The 16728-nt window shown below is 42.2% G+C and carries 18 protein-coding genes; all 18 read right to left on the bottom strand.

What is annotated here, in order from left to right; genetic code table 11:
* Nucleotides 1–2: 2 nt before the first annotated feature.
* On the bottom strand, nt 3–1103 hold the full coding sequence (gene hisC / locus MKZ02_RS10470) for a histidinol-phosphate transaminase (RefSeq protein ID WP_120037809.1): 1101 nt from the start codon (nt 1101–1103) through the stop codon (nt 3–5).
* Nucleotides 1104–1127: 24 nt separating this feature from the next.
* Complete coding sequence (gene aroH, locus MKZ02_RS10465) at nt 1128–1517, bottom strand: chorismate mutase (protein WP_340853472.1); 390 nt, start codon at nt 1515–1517, stop codon at nt 1128–1130.
* Complete coding sequence (gene aroB, locus MKZ02_RS10460; protein ID WP_340853471.1) at nt 1514–2605, bottom strand: 3-dehydroquinate synthase; 1092 nt, start codon at nt 2603–2605, stop codon at nt 1514–1516. The genes aroH and aroB overlap by 4 nt, the downstream gene beginning before the upstream one ends.
* A 2-nt stretch (nt 2606–2607) precedes the next feature.
* Nucleotides 2608–3780: a chorismate synthase gene (aroC, locus tag MKZ02_RS10455; protein ID WP_340853470.1), complete on the bottom strand. Its 1173-nt coding sequence runs from the start codon at nt 3778–3780 to the stop codon at nt 2608–2610.
* A gap of 203 nt (nt 3781–3983) precedes the next feature.
* Nucleotides 3984–4757 carry a CheR family methyltransferase gene (locus MKZ02_RS10450; RefSeq protein WP_340853468.1) on the bottom strand — a complete coding sequence of 258 codons (774 nt, stop codon included), beginning with the start codon at nt 4755–4757 and terminating at the stop codon, nt 3984–3986.
* A 681-nt stretch (nt 4758–5438) separates the two neighbouring features.
* Nucleotides 5439–5885, bottom strand: coding sequence for a nucleoside-diphosphate kinase (gene ndk, locus MKZ02_RS10445; protein ID WP_049662901.1), 447 nt, complete (start codon nt 5883–5885; stop codon nt 5439–5441).
* 94 nt (nt 5886–5979) lie between these two features.
* A complete protein-coding gene (gene hepT / locus MKZ02_RS10440) occupies nt 5980–6942 on the bottom strand; it encodes a heptaprenyl diphosphate synthase component II (protein ID WP_120032602.1) in 963 nt (320 codons plus the stop codon).
* 18 nt (nt 6943–6960) lie between these two features.
* Entirely contained in the window at nt 6961–7668 is a 708-nt protein-coding gene (locus MKZ02_RS10435; RefSeq protein WP_120032604.1) for a demethylmenaquinone methyltransferase, read from the bottom strand.
* A gap of 3 nt (nt 7669–7671) precedes the next feature.
* Nucleotides 7672–8472 (bottom strand): heptaprenyl diphosphate synthase component 1, encoded by an 801-nt coding sequence (locus MKZ02_RS10430; protein WP_340853467.1) that lies wholly within the window; start codon nt 8470–8472, stop codon nt 7672–7674.
* Between the two features lie 12 nt (nt 8473–8484).
* The gene (gene mtrB, locus MKZ02_RS10425; protein ID WP_120032609.1) at nt 8485–8712 is read right to left on the bottom strand and encodes a trp RNA-binding attenuation protein MtrB; all 228 of its coding nucleotides are present in this window, start codon (nt 8710–8712) and stop codon (nt 8485–8487) included.
* A gap of 22 nt (nt 8713–8734) precedes the next feature.
* The gene (folE, locus tag MKZ02_RS10420) at nt 8735–9301 is read right to left on the bottom strand and encodes a GTP cyclohydrolase I FolE (RefSeq protein ID WP_120032611.1); all 567 of its coding nucleotides are present in this window, start codon (nt 9299–9301) and stop codon (nt 8735–8737) included.
* Nucleotides 9302–9716: 415 nt separating this feature from the next.
* Nucleotides 9717–9989: an HU family DNA-binding protein gene (locus tag MKZ02_RS10415; protein WP_041096968.1), complete on the bottom strand. Its 273-nt coding sequence runs from the start codon at nt 9987–9989 to the stop codon at nt 9717–9719.
* Nucleotides 9990–10256: 267 nt separating this feature from the next.
* On the bottom strand, nt 10257–11735 hold the full coding sequence (spoIVA, locus tag MKZ02_RS10410) for a stage IV sporulation protein A (protein ID WP_120032613.1): 1479 nt from the start codon (nt 11733–11735) through the stop codon (nt 10257–10259).
* A gap of 144 nt (nt 11736–11879) precedes the next feature.
* Nucleotides 11880–12587: a hypothetical protein gene (locus MKZ02_RS10405; RefSeq protein WP_120032615.1), complete on the bottom strand. Its 708-nt coding sequence runs from the start codon at nt 12585–12587 to the stop codon at nt 11880–11882.
* Nucleotides 12588–12610: 23 nt separating this feature from the next.
* Nucleotides 12611–12808: a DUF2768 domain-containing protein gene (locus MKZ02_RS10400; protein WP_340853464.1), complete on the bottom strand. Its 198-nt coding sequence runs from the start codon at nt 12806–12808 to the stop codon at nt 12611–12613.
* 251 nt (nt 12809–13059) lie between these two features.
* Nucleotides 13060–14109, bottom strand: a complete 1050-nt coding sequence (locus tag MKZ02_RS10395; RefSeq protein ID WP_340853463.1) for an NAD(P)H-dependent glycerol-3-phosphate dehydrogenase — start codon at nt 14107–14109, stop codon at nt 13060–13062.
* Between the two features lie 21 nt (nt 14110–14130).
* Nucleotides 14131–15441 (bottom strand): ribosome biogenesis GTPase Der, encoded by a 1311-nt coding sequence (gene der, locus MKZ02_RS10390; RefSeq protein WP_120032621.1) that lies wholly within the window; start codon nt 15439–15441, stop codon nt 14131–14133.
* A 179-nt stretch (nt 15442–15620) separates the two neighbouring features.
* Nucleotides 15621–16673, bottom strand: coding sequence for a type 2 isopentenyl-diphosphate Delta-isomerase (gene fni / locus MKZ02_RS10385; RefSeq protein WP_340853462.1), 1053 nt, complete (start codon nt 16671–16673; stop codon nt 15621–15623).
* Nucleotides 16674–16728 lie beyond the last annotated feature (55 nt).

Genomic DNA, 16728 nt, shown 5'->3' with positions numbered 1-16728 from the left:
ACCTACTGTCTAATTGCGTTTTCTGCTATAAAACTCTTCATAGCTTGGATAACTCCTTCATTCTGTTCATAAGATCCGACTGTTACCCGAACAGCTCCTGGACAACCAAGGGCATTTCCGGAACGAACGATATACCCCTTTTTCATTAAATATTGGAACAGCTCATCACTGTCACATTTGAAATCAATTAAAATAAAGTTTCCTTCTGACGGATAATAGTCAAGATGTTCACTTTTACAAAATTGATAGAATTGTTCGAGGCCCTTTTTATTCTCTTCTCGGCATTTCTTTACGAAGTCCTGATCTGATAGTGCCGATAAAGCAACGCCTTCTCCAAGTGTATTAATATTAAATGGTTCGCGAACCGGCTCTAAAGCACGGATAATTTCTTCGGAGCCAAATCCATAGCCGACTCGGAAGCTCGCTAGACCGTAAATTTTAGAGAACGTTCTTAAAACGAGTACATTCGGATACTTCTTTGCAATCTCTAACGCATTATAATAATCCTCTGCCGTTACATACTCATAATAGGCTTCATCAAGCACAACGAGAACATCCTCTGGGACTTTATTTAAAAATTGCACGAGCTGGTCATTGTTAATATAAATGCCCGTTGGATTATTCGGACTGCATAACCAGACAACAGCTGTTTGTGTGTCTATCGCTGAAAGCATCGCGTCTAAGTCATGTGCGCCGTCCACAAGAGGCACTTCACGGATTTCCGCTCCTTCAATCGTAGCGTTATGCCGGTATTGCGGAAAAGTAGGAGTTGCCATAACCGTGTTTTTGCCTGGTTCTAACATCGCTCGAGAAATAATCAAAATCAGCTCGTCAGACCCATTGCCAAAAATAAGCTGCTTTTCATCTACACTAAGAAATTCGCTGAGAGCGGAGCGAAGGGCCGTTGTATAACCGTCCGGATAAAGAGCATAGGATGATCCGTAAGATTGCACCCACTCTTTCGCTTTATTGGATGAACCGAAAGGATTTTCATTTGATGCAAGCTTAACGATTTTTTCAAGACCGTACTCTTTCTTCACATCTTCAATTGAACGCCCGGGCTGATAAGCTTTCAATCCGGTAATTTGTTGTTTCCATTTCATCTTCATCACAATCCCTTCTTTTGATTACTTGCTTAATTGGCCACACTGGCTCGTTTGTTGCAGATCCGGCCGTAGCTTCACAGCTTCTTCTAAATAAATATGATTAACTTCCTGCTGCGCTGCTTTAGTATTCACGTGCATCATGACTCTAATGCACTGTGCCAAGCTGCCAGGCACGGGAATTTCATTCATGCACATGACCGGCACGTATTCCCATCCGGGCAGCCGCCTTAAAGCTCTTGCAGGAAAAGCAGCATTAATGTCATTTGTTACTGAAATAAAGACCGAACACACATCCTCGGGCTGCAAATCATTTTGCTCAACCATTTCTCTTAAAAGTACTTCCGTACAATCAATCATTTCTTTTTCAGTATTCTCTTTAACAGTCGTTGCTCCCCTAACGCCTCTGATCATACGGCAGCCTCCTCCCTCATAAAACGATCAGCTTCTTCTAATTCCGACCGGTTCATCTCTTTAATAACCGGCCGGCCCACTTCCTGCAATAAAACAAAGCGGATGCTTTCGCCAATCGTTTTTTTATCTCTTTCCATTAGTTTGTATAATTCATCAAATGACAGTTCGCTATTTAAATCCAGTGGATAGCCGAGCTCTTTAAGCCAAACCATGAACTTTTTCAAGTCAAAAGCTAAGCCTACCTTTTTCTCACTCGCGTACAGAGCAAAAACCATTCCCGCTGCTACAGCTTCTCCATGTGTAATCTGGCCATAGCCGAGTCTTGCTTCAAGTGCATGACCATATGTATGGCCAAAGTTTAAATAAGCCCTAATCCCTTGTTCTTTAACATCTTCTTTGACAATCTCTCCTTTGATTTGAATGCCTTTTTCAAGGCAATAAGCAAGAAAGTCAGAAGACAGATCTTTAAAACTATTTACCTTGATCTGCAACTCTTTTAAAAAAGCAGAATCAGCAATTAATGCATGTTTGATAATTTCAGCAAACCCTGAACGTATTTGTTGTTCAGGAAGCGTCTGAAGAAAGCGAGTATCAAAAACGACCGCTGCTGGCTGATGAAAATGACCAATCATATTTTTGCCGAGCGGATGATTGATGGCCGTTTTCCCACCTACCGCGCTATCGTGTGCCAGGATAGTTGTCGGGATTTGAACAAATGCAATTCCTCTCATATAGCTTGCTGCTACATAACCGGCTAAATCACCTGTAGCACCGCCGCCAAATGCTAAAATACACGATTTGCGATCGAGCCCTTTTTCGAGAGCGAATGTTAAACAGCTTTCAAATGACGCAAATGTTTTAGCCTGCTCACCGCTCGGGACCGTCAACCACTCATATGGCAATCCTGGTGGGAGAGCTTGCTTCAGCGTGTCCCCATGAAACGATGCGACCAGCTCATCAGCGATGATAAGCAGCTTTGTTGTTTCCTTGAGAGGACCGGCAAATAATCTGGTTAGTTGGTGCAACGCTCCTTCTCCAACATAAACAGGATAGGATTGACCCGGCGTCTCAATCATTAGTTCTCTCATAATTAGAACTCCTTTGTGTAGCGACGGAATTCATCTAATGAGGCAGATAAGGCCGACATACGGTCACTATAGAACTGGTCAACAATAGCTGAAGCCAGCTCCCAGGCAACGGCAGCTTCGGCAACAACAGCTGCTGCTGGCACAGCACAGCTATCTGAACGCTCGATACTTGCTGTGAACGGCTCTTTCGTATCGATATCTACACTCTCAAGTGGCTTGTAGAGTGTAGGGATCGGCTTCATTACCCCGCGAACAACAACCGGCATTCCTGTCGTCATTCCGCCTTCAAAGCCGCCAAGACGATTCGTTTTTCGATAGTACCCTCTCTCTTCCTGCCAAGCAATTTCATCATGCACCTCGCTTCCAAATCGCTCTGCGGCTTCAAAACCGATTCCAATCTCTACACCTTTAAAAGCATTGATGCTCATAACAGCTGCGGCTACTTTTGCATCGAGCTTTCTATCCCAATGAACATAGCTTCCTACTCCGGCTGGCATTCCTTCAGCGATTACTTCAACAACCCCACCGATTGAATCACCGTTTGCTTTCGCATCATCAATCGCTTGCATCATTTTCTTTTCTGCTTCTGGGTCAAGACAGCGAACGGGTGAGTTTTCGCTTAACTCCTGTAATTGAGATAAATTTTCAAATTTCACCTGTTCGGCTTTAATGCCGCCAATTTCGATGACATGGGAGGCGATCTCAATGCCCAGCAGCTTTAACAACTGCTTCGCTACAGCTCCTGCTGCTACCCGGACGGTCGTTTCACGGGCTGAAGAGCGTTCAAGCACATTTCTCATATCACGATGACCGTATTTCAGGCCACCGTTTAAGTCCGCATGTCCTGGACGAGGACGAGTAATTTGTCGCTTGATCTCTTCTCCTTCTGTTTCATCAAACGGTTCGCTACCCATGATTTTTGTCCAATGTTTCCAGTCGTCATTTTCGACGACAAGAGTAACTGGTGATCCGAGCGTGTATCCATGTCGGACTCCACTCTTAATTTGGGCCTGGTCTTTTTCAATTTGCATTCGGCGTCCCCGGCCATGGCCTTTTTGTCTACGGCTGAGTTCTTTGTTTATATCTTCAGCTGTAAGGGGCATTCCGGCTGGCAGCCCTTCAATAATGGTTGTTAATTGTGGTCCATGCGATTCTCCTGCTGTTAAGTATCTCATTTTACTTTCTCCCTTCAACTCGTTAAAGCGGTTATGTACTACTATAACATATTTTTTTTAACTATGATTCAATTCTTAAGTATGTTTTTGAGAATTTTACCACAATTGACGGCATATTTGTCATAATTCTTTAGATTTTTCTAAATATTGATCTCCAAAAAGAAAAGGCTTTTCGCAGAAAAGCCTTACATGTTCCCTCTTAATTATTTAACTTTGCGATAGAAAAATGTGTCCTCCGCTTCAAATTGGTATTCTCCTGGATTAAAGATTTGCTCTGTACTCCCAACGAACAGCACGCCTCCCTCTCTTAATGACGCACTAAATTTTTGATACAAATGGTCTTTTGCTTCTTCAGTAAAATAGATCATCACATTACGACAGATAATTAAATCAAAATTTGAATCGAAGCGATCGGCCAGCAAATCTTGCTTCTTAAATGTAACTGTCCGTTTAATCTCCTCGCTAACTTTATAAAAGTCCCCTTCTTTTGTAAAAAATTTTTGTTTTTTCTCAATCGGGACTTCTGCCAGTGAGCGTTCAGGATATACAGCCCTTTTTGCTTTTTGAAGAACATTCACATCCAAATCTGTAGCCAAAATAGAGATTTGAGATAATGGCAAATAATTAGAGAGAACCATTGCTGTTGTATAAGGCTCCTCCCCTGTTGAACAGGCAGCGCTCCATATTTTTATTTTTTTGTTTTCTGACAGCAGCCGCGGAAAAATTTTTCTTTCAAGAACTTCCCATCTTTTAGCATTTCGATAAAACTCAGATACATTGATTGTCATCCTATCTAAAAATTCATTAAGAAGATTGGTATCTGCGTTTATTAAGTCAAAAAACTCTTTAAAGGAGCGGCAGCCCTTCTTTTCATACAAGGAAGTTAAACGCCGTTTCATTTGCGCTTCTTTATATTTACCAAGATCAATACCTGTTTTTCTTTTAATATTCATAATAAAGCTTTCATAATCACTCATTTGCCCGTCCCCCTTCTTGTCTGGTGCGGTTTGTTGATAGGCATTTATTACCGTTCTATAGTTCCTATTATAACGAAGAGAGAAACATAAGGGGGTGAATTTTTTGGAAAATTAAAGAACAATTAAAAAGCTACCGTCTTTTTGACGGCAGCTTATACCTTTCTTTTGTGAAGCGTTTCCGCTTTTCTTACTGTCCAGCTACGCCTCCTTGGCGCTCGAGGTCGTATGTCAGTCTGACTGCATGGCTGACATACGCCATTTCGTCATTCTGTCATACGCTTGTCGCCCCAAAACAGTCGGCTCCGCTTTTCTTTTATCTAGCTGCAGGCGCTAGCGCGTACGGTGATTACGACGATTCCGGGGAGTCAAAGAACGACTCCTCGGAATCACCTCCAATCCCCTATCACGCTGAATGAGCACCTTCCGCTTTTCTTTTATCCAGCTGCAACAGCCATCGGCTCGAGGTCATAAGTCAAGCCGTCCAGAAGGTTAAAGAACAACCTTCCAGACGGCTCGCCTTATGCTTGTCGCCGATAAACGGCCGTTTCCGCTTTTATTACTGTCTAGCTATGCCTTCTTGGGGCTCGAGATCGTATGCCAGCCTGACTGCATGGCTGGAAAGACGCCACTTCGTCATGCTGTCATACGCTTGTCGCCCCAGAACAGTCGGCTCCGCTTTTATTAGTAAATCCACTCGTTGATTTGTTTGTTGTAAGTTGTTAATTCTTCCTCTTTAAAGAAGATAGAGATTTCTCTCTCTGCACTTTCTGGAGAATCAGAGCCGTGGATGATGTTTTTGCCAACTGTTACTCCGAAATCGCCACGGATTGTACCAGGTGCTGCATCTTTAGGATTTGTAGAGCCCATCATTTGACGTGCTGTAGCGATTACATTCTCGCCTTCCCAAACCATAGCGAATACGGGGCTAGAAGTAATGAAGTCTACTAATTCGCCAAAGAAAGGACGCTCTTTGTGCTCTGCGTAATGTTGTTCAGCTGTTTCTTTAGAAACGCTCATTAGTTTAGCGCCGACTAATTGAAAACCTTTCTTTTCAAAACGGGCAACGATTTCACCGATTAAGCCTCTTTGAACGCCATCAGGTTTAACCATTAAATATGTTTTTTCCATTGTATTCACTCCTATAATATGTATCGTTTTTAATAACAATCCTTAAAAATAGTACCATTGATTAGACGAGTTGACAATGTTTGCACTCAAAAAACTAATATTTTCGTTTGCCGATGAATCTGGCAATATCCCGAAGTGATTTTTTTGTCCGATTAGGAGGCAGATCATCCAGTATATCCAAAGCTCGGCTTAAATACCGCTGGCTTAACGCATGTGAACGGTCGATGGCGTCACTTCGTTTAATATAACCGATAATTTCATCTATCTCTGATTTTACAGTATATTTGTTTACCTGGATGATCCTTTCCCGCAACTGCTCATCCTCTAATGCATACAGGACAGGTAGCGTCACATTTCCTTGCCAAAGATCGCTTCCAGCCGGTTTACCGAGTTCTTCTTCCGTAGCTGTCAAATCCAGTATATCGTCCGTGATTTGGAAGGCCATGCCGACATTATAGCCAAATTGGAACAGCTGCTCATGAACAGCCTTCGGGACATTGGCAGAAATGGCACCTATTTGACAACTTGCCGCGATTAATATAGCTGTCTTACGCTTAATTCTGCGCAAGTAATCCCTTAAATTCTGGTCAAAACGGTATTTGTCTTTTATTTGATTTATTTCACCGATGCATAATTCGACCATAGTGTTTGACAAAATTTGATGCGCTTCAACATTTTCAATATCTGTCATGTATTCAAGGGCTCTGGCGAAAATATAATCGCCCGTATACATAGCTACCCGATTATCCCATTCTGCTTTCACAGTTGGCTTGCCGCGTCGGAGTTCTGCATTGTCAATCACATCATCATGAACAAGTGAAGCCATATGAATTAATTCGAGAGCCACCGCTATATTCTTTACCCGATCTATATTGTATTCGCCAAATTTGGCCGCAAGCAGCACAAAAATGGGACGTATTCGTTTTCCGCCTGCTTGCAGCAAATGAAGCGATGCATCCCGCAATGAAGAAGAGGGAGAAGAGATCGCCATCTCTAATTCTTTTTCGATTAAATCAATATCCGCTTTGAGAAACGAATACAGCATAGTTAACTTCATTTTTTCCACCCAGCTTATTTACTTTTGTTTAAAACCCATATGGGTTGCCGCCACGCCACCTGTATGCGGCATATAGCTAACATTGACAAACCCCGCCTGTTCAAACATTTGCTTTAATTTTTTCATTCCGGGAAAATCACGGGCAGATTCCTGAAGCCAGGAATACTCCTGATAGCTTTTCGCGAATAACTTTCCGAATAGCGGCATGATAAAACGAAAGTAAAAGAAATACAGCTGCCGGAAACCGATCATGGTTGGCTGGGAAGTCTCTAGACACACAGCCATGCCACCCGGCTTGAGAACACGGTTCATTTCTCGAAGTACCTGCATATAATCCGGAACATTTCGAAGTCCGAATCCAATGGTCACGTAGTCAAACGTATGATCATCGAACGGAAGCTCCATAGCATTTCCTTGAATCATCTTCACTTGTTCCAAACCAGACTCTTCTACTTTTCTCTTGCCAACATTCAACATATTTTGACTGAAATCGAGCCCCACCACGTGACCCTCCGGCCCGACAGCTTGCGCAAGCGCAATTGTCCAATCCCCTGTTCCACAGCACACATCAAGGGCAGAAGCCGCTTTCGGGACATTCATCTTTTTCATCGTGGTGTTTCTCCATCGCTTATGCTGTTGAAAGCTGATTAAAGAATTCATTTGATCATAGTTAGAGGAAATCTTCTCAAACACGCGATGGACTTTTTCTTCTTTTGATTGTTGCATTCTTTAACCTTCTTCCGCATATGTTTTGTTTCCAAAGACCGCATTATACAACAAACTGTATAACTGTTCCTCAGAACTAGCAGGCCATCGATATCCTAAAGTTCTTTCCGCTTCTTTTTTGGCACGATTAATATAATAATCATACACTTGCACAATTGCCTGTCGGTTATCTAAGGAAAGCGGAGTGTTTTTTTGCGGACCATCTAAGCTTGCGATTGCTTCGGCGGTTAAAGCTTGTCCTCCGGCGAGAAAGTTCTGTCTTTCCTCCAATAGCCTTTTCGCGAACAATAAACGGGAAACCATCGGAAAAAAAGATTGAAAATGAAAAACAGTATAAAAGCGTTCGACAATTTCTGTTTCAATTTTGTATACACTTTCCATTAAAGAATCAATGGATGTATGCTCCCGCTGGTAAAGGACGATTTTATTCTCATTGATACTTTTAACAGCATCTGAGAGTGTCCGAATCATTCGGATATCTTTTAATTCCGCCAAAATTTGATAATATAATCCACTAAAATAATCTCCAGCGAGCACAGTCAGCTGTTGATCAATTGCAATTTCGTTAGATGAAGCCGTTACTTTTTCATGGGTATCGAGGGCGATTTGAATTAGGGTGGCTGTTGTAATATATTTTGTCGTCTCTTCTGACGATAGCTGCTCCATAGTAAAAGGCAGCATTAAAGTAAGCAGGCGAACTTCATCGACTTTCGGTCTCTCAATAAATTTCTTTAAATAAGGATAAGAAAGTCTCCGCTGCACTTCTTTTTCAATTATTGTTTTTCTTTTAAGCCATTCATTCATCTCGTATACCCCTTATGCTTCATTTCCGCTTTCCACTTCACCGAAACTTGTAATAATTTTAGCGCGGCCGCGAACTTTAATGGCCGAAGTATGCTCTGTGAATTGAGCAATCATGACTTCTCCTTTATCCAGCTTTTCTGAATGATGAAAGCGGGTATCGGACCCTCTCGTTAAACCGATAACGTTCACTCCATCTTCTATCGCCCGGATCATAATAAAGTCGGCCTGATTGTTCTTCATTTGATCCTCAACCTCTCTTTTGTCAGCCTTTAATTAAATTCAACAATTCTGAGCGTGAGTGCACATCATTGGCAAACTTTCCGCGCGCCGCCGTTGTAACAGTTTTAGATCCTGGCTTCTTCACTCCACGCATAGCCATACACATATGCTCCGCTTCGACTACTACCATTACACCATGCGGCTGAAGTTTTTCCATCATTGCATCGGCAACTTCAGCTGTAATGCGTTCTTGCAATTGAGGGCGTCTCGCTACTGTTTCCACTGCTCTTGCCAGTTTGCTAAGCCCTGTGACCTTTCCGTTCTTAGGAAGATAGGCAACATGTGCATGCCCAAAAAAAGGAACAAGGTGGTGCTCACATACTGAGTAAAAAGGAATATCCTTCACGAGTACGAGTTCCTCATAATCCTCTCCAAAAATAGTTTCAAAATATTCTTTTGGATCTTTATTTAAACCGGAGAAAACTTCCTCATACATTTTAGCTACCCGCTTTGGTGTATCTAACAACCCCTCACGGTCAGGATCTTCTCCAACTGCTTCCAAAATCATACGAACTGCTTCTTCAATTTGAGCGTGATTTACTTCAGCCATCCTCTACAATCCTCTCTATCAATCGTAAAATTAAAACACTCACTAAATAGTAGCATAACTGGACGAAAAGCGAAAGACGCTCGTTCGGCGTCATAGCAGATTTATAGTTCTCATGAAGGGCCGCTTACACACTCTGATAGAGAAAGCAAAGTTAGCTTAGTAACTAGAGCTATTCCATGCCAGTACACATAAGTCCATCATACCCTTTCTATCTAGACAGGCAAAGATTCTTTAGCCAAAAAAGTATCGTTAACCTTTTCCTGTTAGCGACTGCTTTAGAAGGTTCATTCCAAGCCATAAATGTCTCCACTCTCCGCTCTCCAGCAAGCAAACATGTGGACAGAGACGCTGGCTGTATATAAATATAAAAAAGAGAGACCACGAAGGCCTCTCTTGTAGCCGTTAGGCTATGTAATTATTTAACCGCATCTTTTAAAGCTTTACCTGGTTTAAATGCAGGTACTTTGCTCGCTGCGATTTCGATTTCTGCTCCAGTTTGCGGATTGCGCCCTTTGCGTGCAGAACGCTCACGTACTTCAAAGTTCCCAAAACCAATCAATTGAACTTTGTCTCCGCTTGCTAATGAGTTTTGGATGGCATCAAAAACGGCCTCAACCGCTTTAGTAGCATCTTTTTTAGATAATTCTGCTGTTTCTGCAACTTGATTAATTAAATCTGTTTTGTTCATGCCATTCACCTCCTCCCAAAGGGGGTTTCAACGAAAGTCTGTATTTTCTACCATTACTTTCATTCCTAAGCTATTTTTTCGTTTTTTATACATAAAAATGAAAAAAAGCTTTTAAATCAATGTTTTATACATTAATTCTGTTAAAAGATTATCACATAAGAAATGCCATATCAAGCAGAATCCCTTAATAATTCTCATTCTTTCTAGGTTTGGGCAAAATCACAAAAAAGACTCCCCTGCCGTAAAAGGAAGTCTGCAAATAAATGCTTATAAAATAATAGCAATCATGCCACCTGAGCCCTCGTTTATAATTCTCTCCAATGTTTCTTTTAATTTATACCTAGCGTTTTCTGGCATAAGCGAAAGTTTACCCTGAATGCCTTCTCGGACAATGGAGCTTAAATTCCGGCCAAAAATATCAGAGTTCCAGATCGATAGTGGATCATCCTCGAAATCTTGCATTAAATAGCGAACAAGCTCTTCACTTTGCTTTTCGGTTCCGATAATTGGAGCAAATTCTGATTCTACATCTACTTTAATCATGTGAATAGATGGGGCTACCGCTTTTAATCTCACGCCGAATCGCGACCCCTGTCTAATAATCTCTGGCTCATCTAGACTCATATCGGTCAGCGAAGGAGCTGCCACACCATATCCTGTTTGTTTAACCATTCGTAATGCATCAGCAATTTGGTCATATTCTGTTTTAGCATTGGCAAATTCCTGCATAAGCTCGAGCAAATGATCTTTTCCGCGAACTTCCACGCCGACAATTTCTTTTAATACTCGGTCATACAGCTCATCCGGAGCAAACAAGTCAATTTCAGCTACCCCTTGCCCCATATCCATACCGGCAAGGCCCGCATTCTCAATAAATTCATATTGATCAAATTGTCCAATCACCCGATCTACATCTCGAAGGCGCTTAATGTCTTGAACTGTTTCTTTAATCGCCTCTTGGTAATGACCGCGCAGCCAGTGATTTTCTTTTAATACCATGACCCATCCTGGTAAATTCACATTTACTTCATGGACAGGGAATTCAAACAGAGCTTCACGAAGCACGCTCATTACGTCCGCTTCTCTCATGCTTTCCACTGACATCGCTACTACTGGAATATCATACTTTTCAGCAAGACTTTCACGCAAGCTCTCTGTCTCTGCATGATGAGGACGCGCCGAGTTTACAATCATAATAAATGGTTTGCCTACTTCTTTTAATTCTTCAACTAACCGCTCTTCCGCTTCTAAATAATTGGCTCTTGGTATTTCTCCAACCGTGCCATCTGTTGTAATTAACACGCCAATCGTAGAATGTTCCTGGATGACTTTTCGCGTACCGATCTCAGCCGCTTCATGGAAAGGAATCGGCTCCTCAAACCAAGGGGTGTGAATCATTCTTGGACCATTTTCGTCTTCGTACCCTTTCGCCCCTTCAATCACATACCCAACACAATCAACAAGCCTTACATTCACCGAAAGTCCTTCATCCACATTTATAGAAATTGCCTGATTGGGCACAAATTTTGGCTCTGTTGTCATAATTTGCTTGCCTGCTGCGCTTTGCGGCAGTTCATCAAGCGCTCTCGCTTTTTCCGCTTCATTGTCTATATTAGGAAGAACAAGCAGTTCCATAAATTTTTTAATGAACGTGGATTTCCCCGTACGGACCGCCCCGACGACTCCTAAATAGATATCCCCACCTGTCCGTTCAGCTATATCTTTAAAAATATCTGCTTTTTCCAAGAAATTCCCTCCCGACTTTATTGTTTGCTTTTTTTATTAGCGGTATTGTTCCTACAATAAATTGTATGATGTTGTCCTGCTTTTATATGACTGAAAATATTCCTATAAAATAAAAGAAGCCATCCTATAAGCGGATGACTTCTTTTATTTCACCATAAAAACAGGTTCATTTTTATTGTTCACGGTATACGGAAGCGAAAATGCAGGAGCAAACAGAGAATCCTTTAACAATATCGGCCGAATATCTTCTCCTTGCTTCAGCTTTTCCTGTGATTTCTTAATCGCTGCATACAAGTCACTGCTATAATCTACATAAATGTTGCCGTCACCTGAAATAACAAGCGGCAAGTTTTGTTGTGTATATGGACTAACAACATAAGGTTCCTCTTTAAAGCCAATTTTTTTAAAGTCTAACGAATAAACGTTATGCGCTATCTCTTTTTTAAACGGCGGGTATCCTTGAGAGCGAATACGTATTTGTATATCCCTGATTTGTTCTGCCATGCGCAAATCAATTAACTTAACCGTTGGATTTTCCTCAACATCTACGAGAGCATATTGAAAAATCCCGCCCGACTCGTATGCATTACCCGGAGGCTCAGCGATAAATTGCGGGATGAGCTTTTTAAAATCAATTGGATATTTTTCATATAGCGGTGTGTTTTCCTCTTTTGTTTTGATCGGTAAAATTCCGCCATTCGCCTCTTTAAATTGATCAACAGCAGACTGAACAGTCTGAACTTGCTCTCCGTACGGCATTTGATTTTCAGCCCGCCGCTCTTGAGGAAACATACACCCGCTCATAAAGACTGCTGTCAGGGTAACTACGAAAACAATGGCTAGTTTTTTCATTCGCTGATTCTCTCCTTCAATCTTCAAGCTGGACCGCTAAACACAATATACACCATAATTAATCCGCCGATAATCATACAAGCATACGCCAAAAGAGCGGAAATCGCTTTTAAAAACCCATTTTTAAATTTATAGCGGCTTACATAGATGGCGAAAACTGATACAATCATTAGTCCCATCCCTATAAAAGAGATCCACATATTCATCATGGATGCTGACATCTTCTATTGCCCCTTTCCTTGATCAATCGCTACATCTTGAATAACAAATCAGGGTAGCTCGGTACCCCCTGTCCTTTTCGTCATGATTATAACATAACCAATAAAAAATTGGACAACCTTGCCACATAAAAAAGCTAAAGCAGCTTTTGCCGCTTTAGCTATAACGACCACCAAATTACTAAGCGCTGGCTTATTCATTTTTTATTATATGACTAAGTCACGGGCTTTGATTATTTTAAATGCCCTTTCTGCTAGCTTCCTTGCTGACGATCAATAATATCAACTAAACTTTCCATTTCATTTGTTTTCATACGAGCCATCAATTCGTCTACAGCTGCTTTTGGCTCTTTTCCTTCAAATAAAATACGGTATAATGCTTCAGTAATCGGCATTTCTACTTCATATTTAAGAGAAAGTTGACGGGCTGCCCTCGTGGTGCGGACCCCTTCCACAACCATTCCCATATTATCAAGAACGTCTTGCAGCTTTTGTCCTTTTCCAAGCATATTGCCTGCACGCCAATTTCTCGAATGAACGCTTGTACATGTAACAATTAAATCGCCAATTCCTGTTAGTCCAGAAAAGGTAAGCGGATCGGCTCCCATCTTTGTGCCCAGGCGGGCGATTTCAGCAAGTCCTCTCGTAATCAAGGCCGCCTTGGCGTTATCTCCATAACCGAGACCATCAGAAATACCTGCTGCCAGAGCAATAATATTTTTTAAAGCTCCTCCAATTTCCACACCAACTATATCCGGGTTTGTATAAACACGAAAATGCTGATTCATGAAAATATCTTGAATTCTTTCTGCAGCTTCCATATTCTCAGAAGAAACTGTAACGGTTGTTGGATGACGCAGACTCACTTCTTCTGCGTGACTCGGACCGGAAAGAATAACGATATCCTTACATAATTTCTCAGGCAGTTCTTCTCTAATCATTTCCGATATGCGCATTAACGTATCCGGTTCAATTCCTTTGCTGACATGAACGATGGTAAAAGGTTCTATTCGAATCTCTTTGATGAGCTGGAGCACTTCACGAATTGCTTTTGTGGGAACAGCCAGTACAACGACATCCAACCCGCTTAATACGCTTTCCATTGAACTGGAAGCAACAATATTTTCGGGCAATTCAATGCCCGGTAAATATTGTTGGTTGGTGTGTGTTTCATTGATTTCTTTGATGCGTTCTTTGTTTTGAGTCCACAGGCGAACTTCATGACCGTTATCAGCAAGAACAATGGCGAGTGCTGTTCCCCAGCTGCCCGCCCCAATCATTGCAATGCTCTCTTTGTTTTTCATAGATACTCACCAGCTTTTTTCTTATTTTCGAGCACGTGAAATAATACGTATCGGCGTCCCTTCAAAGCCGAACGCTTCACGAATGCGGTTTTGCAAAAAGCGCTCATAAGAGAAATGCATTAGCTCTGGTTCATTAACAAAAACAACAAACGTCGGCGGCTTAACAGCTACCTGTGTTGCATAATAAATTCTCAAGCGCTTGCCTTTATCGGTCGGCGTTGGGTTCATCGCTACCGCATCCATCACCACATCATTTAGCACACTGGACTGAACGCGCATAGTATGGCTTTCACTTACTTGATTAATGACAGGCAATAACGTATGCACACGTTTTTTTGTTTTAGCTGAAAGGAAAACAATTGGTGCATAATCAAGAAATAAAAAGTGACTTCGGATTTTCCCCTCGAATTCTTTCATCGTTTTCTCATCTTTTTCAATAGCGTCCCACTTATTAACAACAATGATAACAGCTCGTCCAGCTTCGTGAGCATACCCTGCAATGTGCTTATCCTGCTCTCGGATGCCTTCTTCCGCGTTTAGCACAACAAGGACAACGTCAGAGCGTTCGATCGCACGAAGCGCGCGGAGTACACTATATTTTTCGGTTGTCTCATAAACCTTTCCTTTTTTACGCATGCCTGCTGTATCAATAATGACATACTCCTGACCTTCATACATGTAAGGTGAATCGATAGCGTCTCTCGTCGTGCCGGCAATGTCGCTGACGATGACTCGTTCTTCCCCGAGCAAGGCATTCACCAATGAAGATTTGCCGACATTCGGGCGGCCAATTAAGGAAAACTTAATGACATCCTCATCGTACTCCTCATCTTCTGCATTTGGAAAATGGCTCACTACAGCATCAAGCATGTCCCCAAGGCCAATCCCATGGGCTCCCGAAATTGGAAACGGTTCGCCAAAACCTAAAGCATAAAAATCATAGATTTGGCTTTTCATTTCTGGATTATCTACTTTATTAACAGCTAATACGATCGGCTTTTTTGACCGATACAATATTTTTGCTACTTCTTCATCTGCGGTTGTTACTCCTTCACGCCCGCTCGTTAAAAAGATAATTACGTCCGCCTCTTCGATGGCAATTTCCGCCTGCTGGCGAATCTGCTCTAAGAACGGCTCATCACCAATGTCGATCCCGCCTGTATCAATAATATTAAATTCATTATTTAGCCATTCACCTGTGCTATATATGCGATCTCTCGTTACTCCCGGAACATCCTCAACAATTGAAATCCTTTCACCGACAATTCGGTTAAAAATAGTTGACTTCCCGACGTTCGGACGGCCGACAATCGCAACAACTGGTTTCACCATTTGGTTCACCCTTTCCATACATACATTCTATCTCATTTTTAGCTTATCCATCCGTACAAATAAAACCCTTCTGACAGGAGAAGGGCTTTTCTGAACTCGTTCATTTTATCAATATTCCAGATGCCAAGCAACTATAATCCTTATTTTCAAACATAACGATTATTTATGGACAGTCAACTTCAACCTCTTTGACTGAAAGCAGACGGCTCATATCCACGGACATGAAGCCAATGAAAGGTCTCCCCCTTGATAATAAGAGGTGTTTTGTGAAGGTCTGTTATTTTTTTCGCTCCTACTGCGCACATAATTATTTTCAAATCGTCATGTAAGGTATGTAGCTCGGCTACCAAAGCCTCCAGACCGCTATCCATCAGTACACGAAGCAACGATCCGGCCATCCCGACTGCCACAGCGCCAAGCGCAAGCGACTTTGCCGCATCAAGGCTATTTTGAAGACCCCCAGAAGCCATCACATCTAGTTGGCTGGCCGCTGCTTTGCATTCGACAATAGCGGGAGCCGTCGGAATACCCCAGTTATTGAAATAATCCAGCATCTTTCCCCGCCGTTCGTTCTCTACTGCGGCAAAGTTTGTGCCTCCAAAACCACTCACATCCACTGCTGCAACAGGTAATTTTGCGAGTTTCTCCGCTGTCTCTCTTCCTAAACCAAAGCCCGTTTCCTTCACAAAGACCGGTACAGTCAACTTATCAGCAATTCTCTCAATCCGCTCAAGCGCTCCCTTGAAGCTTCGATCTCCTTCCGGCATGGTCAGCTCTTGAATCACATTCAAGTGAATTTGCAGCGCATTGGCTTCTATCATATCAACCGCTGCTTCGGCTTGCTCGACTGTTGCTTCGCTGCCAAGATTAGCAAGAATCACCCCATTGCCATAAAGCTTGCGAACAGCCGAAAATGATTGCCTCTCCTCCGGATTCTTGAGAGCGGACATTTGGGAGCCAACCGCCATCGCTATGCCTGTTTCTTTTGCCGCAAGAGCAAGCTGACTGTTAATCTTTTCAGTATCTTTCCCTCCACCGCCTGTCATCGCATTGATAAAAATCGGCGAACTTAATAAAAGTCCGCCAATTTTGGTTTGAATAGATATTTCGCTAAGCGCTGTGTCAGGAAGGCTTTGATGAATAAACTCTACATCATCCAGCCCCGTCTGCCTATTTTGGCCTGTTGAAAGCGCATACTGAATATGCTCTCGTTTTCTCTGAGCTCTCGTCACTATTTATCACCGTTTTCCTAAAAAAGCAGAAGAACGGACCCATAAAAACAGATCC

The sequence above is a fragment of the Pseudobacillus sp. FSL P4-0506 genome (genome assembly GCF_038003025.1).
Classification (GTDB): domain Bacteria; phylum Bacillota; class Bacilli; order Bacillales; family Domibacillaceae; genus Pseudobacillus.
The sequence above is the reverse complement of the archived record's forward strand: the minus strand, read 5'-3'. Positions and strand labels throughout refer to the sequence as shown.

Coding starts and splice junctions, on each gene's coding strand:
- aroB (WP_340853471.1), bottom strand. CDS start 2,605: ATGAGAGAACTAATGATTGAGACGCCGGGTCAATCCTATCCTGTTTAT.
- hepT (WP_120032602.1), bottom strand. CDS start 6,942: ATGAAGTTAACTATGCTGTATTCGTTTCTCAAAGCGGATATTGATTTA.
- MKZ02_RS10405 (WP_120032615.1), bottom strand. CDS start 12,587: ATGAAAAAACTAGCCATTGTTTTCGTAGTTACCCTGACAGCAGTCTTT.
- MKZ02_RS10450 (WP_340853468.1), bottom strand. CDS start 4,757: ATGAGTGATTATGAAAGCTTTATTATGAATATTAAAAGAAAAACAGGT.
- ndk (WP_049662901.1), bottom strand. CDS start 5,885: ATGGAAAAAACATATTTAATGGTTAAACCTGATGGCGTTCAAAGAGGC.
- folE (WP_120032611.1), bottom strand. CDS start 9,301: ATGGCTGAAGTAAATCACGCTCAAATTGAAGAAGCAGTTCGTATGATT.
- aroC (WP_340853470.1), bottom strand. CDS start 3,780: ATGAGATACTTAACAGCAGGAGAATCGCATGGACCACAATTAACAACC.
- der (WP_120032621.1), bottom strand. CDS start 15,441: ATGGTGAAACCAGTTGTTGCGATTGTCGGCCGTCCGAACGTCGGGAAG.
- aroH (WP_340853472.1), bottom strand. CDS start 1,517: ATGATCAGAGGCGTTAGGGGAGCAACGACTGTTAAAGAGAATACTGAA.
- MKZ02_RS10400 (WP_340853464.1), bottom strand. CDS start 12,808: ATGTCAGCATCCATGATGAATATGTGGATCTCTTTTATAGGGATGGGA.
- MKZ02_RS10435 (WP_120032604.1), bottom strand. CDS start 7,668: ATGCAACAATCAAAAGAAGAAAAAGTCCATCGCGTGTTTGAGAAGATT.
- MKZ02_RS10395 (WP_340853463.1), bottom strand. CDS start 14,109: ATGAAAAACAAAGAGAGCATTGCAATGATTGGGGCGGGCAGCTGGGGA.
- MKZ02_RS10415 (WP_041096968.1), bottom strand. CDS start 9,989: ATGAACAAAACAGATTTAATTAATCAAGTTGCAGAAACAGCAGAATTA.
- MKZ02_RS10430 (WP_340853467.1), bottom strand. CDS start 8,472: ATGAATGAATGGCTTAAAAGAAAAACAATAATTGAAAAAGAAGTGCAG.
- mtrB (WP_120032609.1), bottom strand. CDS start 8,712: ATGAAGAACAATCAGGCCGACTTTATTATGATCCGGGCGATAGAAGAT.
- hisC (WP_120037809.1), bottom strand. CDS start 1,103: ATGAAATGGAAACAACAAATTACCGGATTGAAAGCTTATCAGCCCGGG.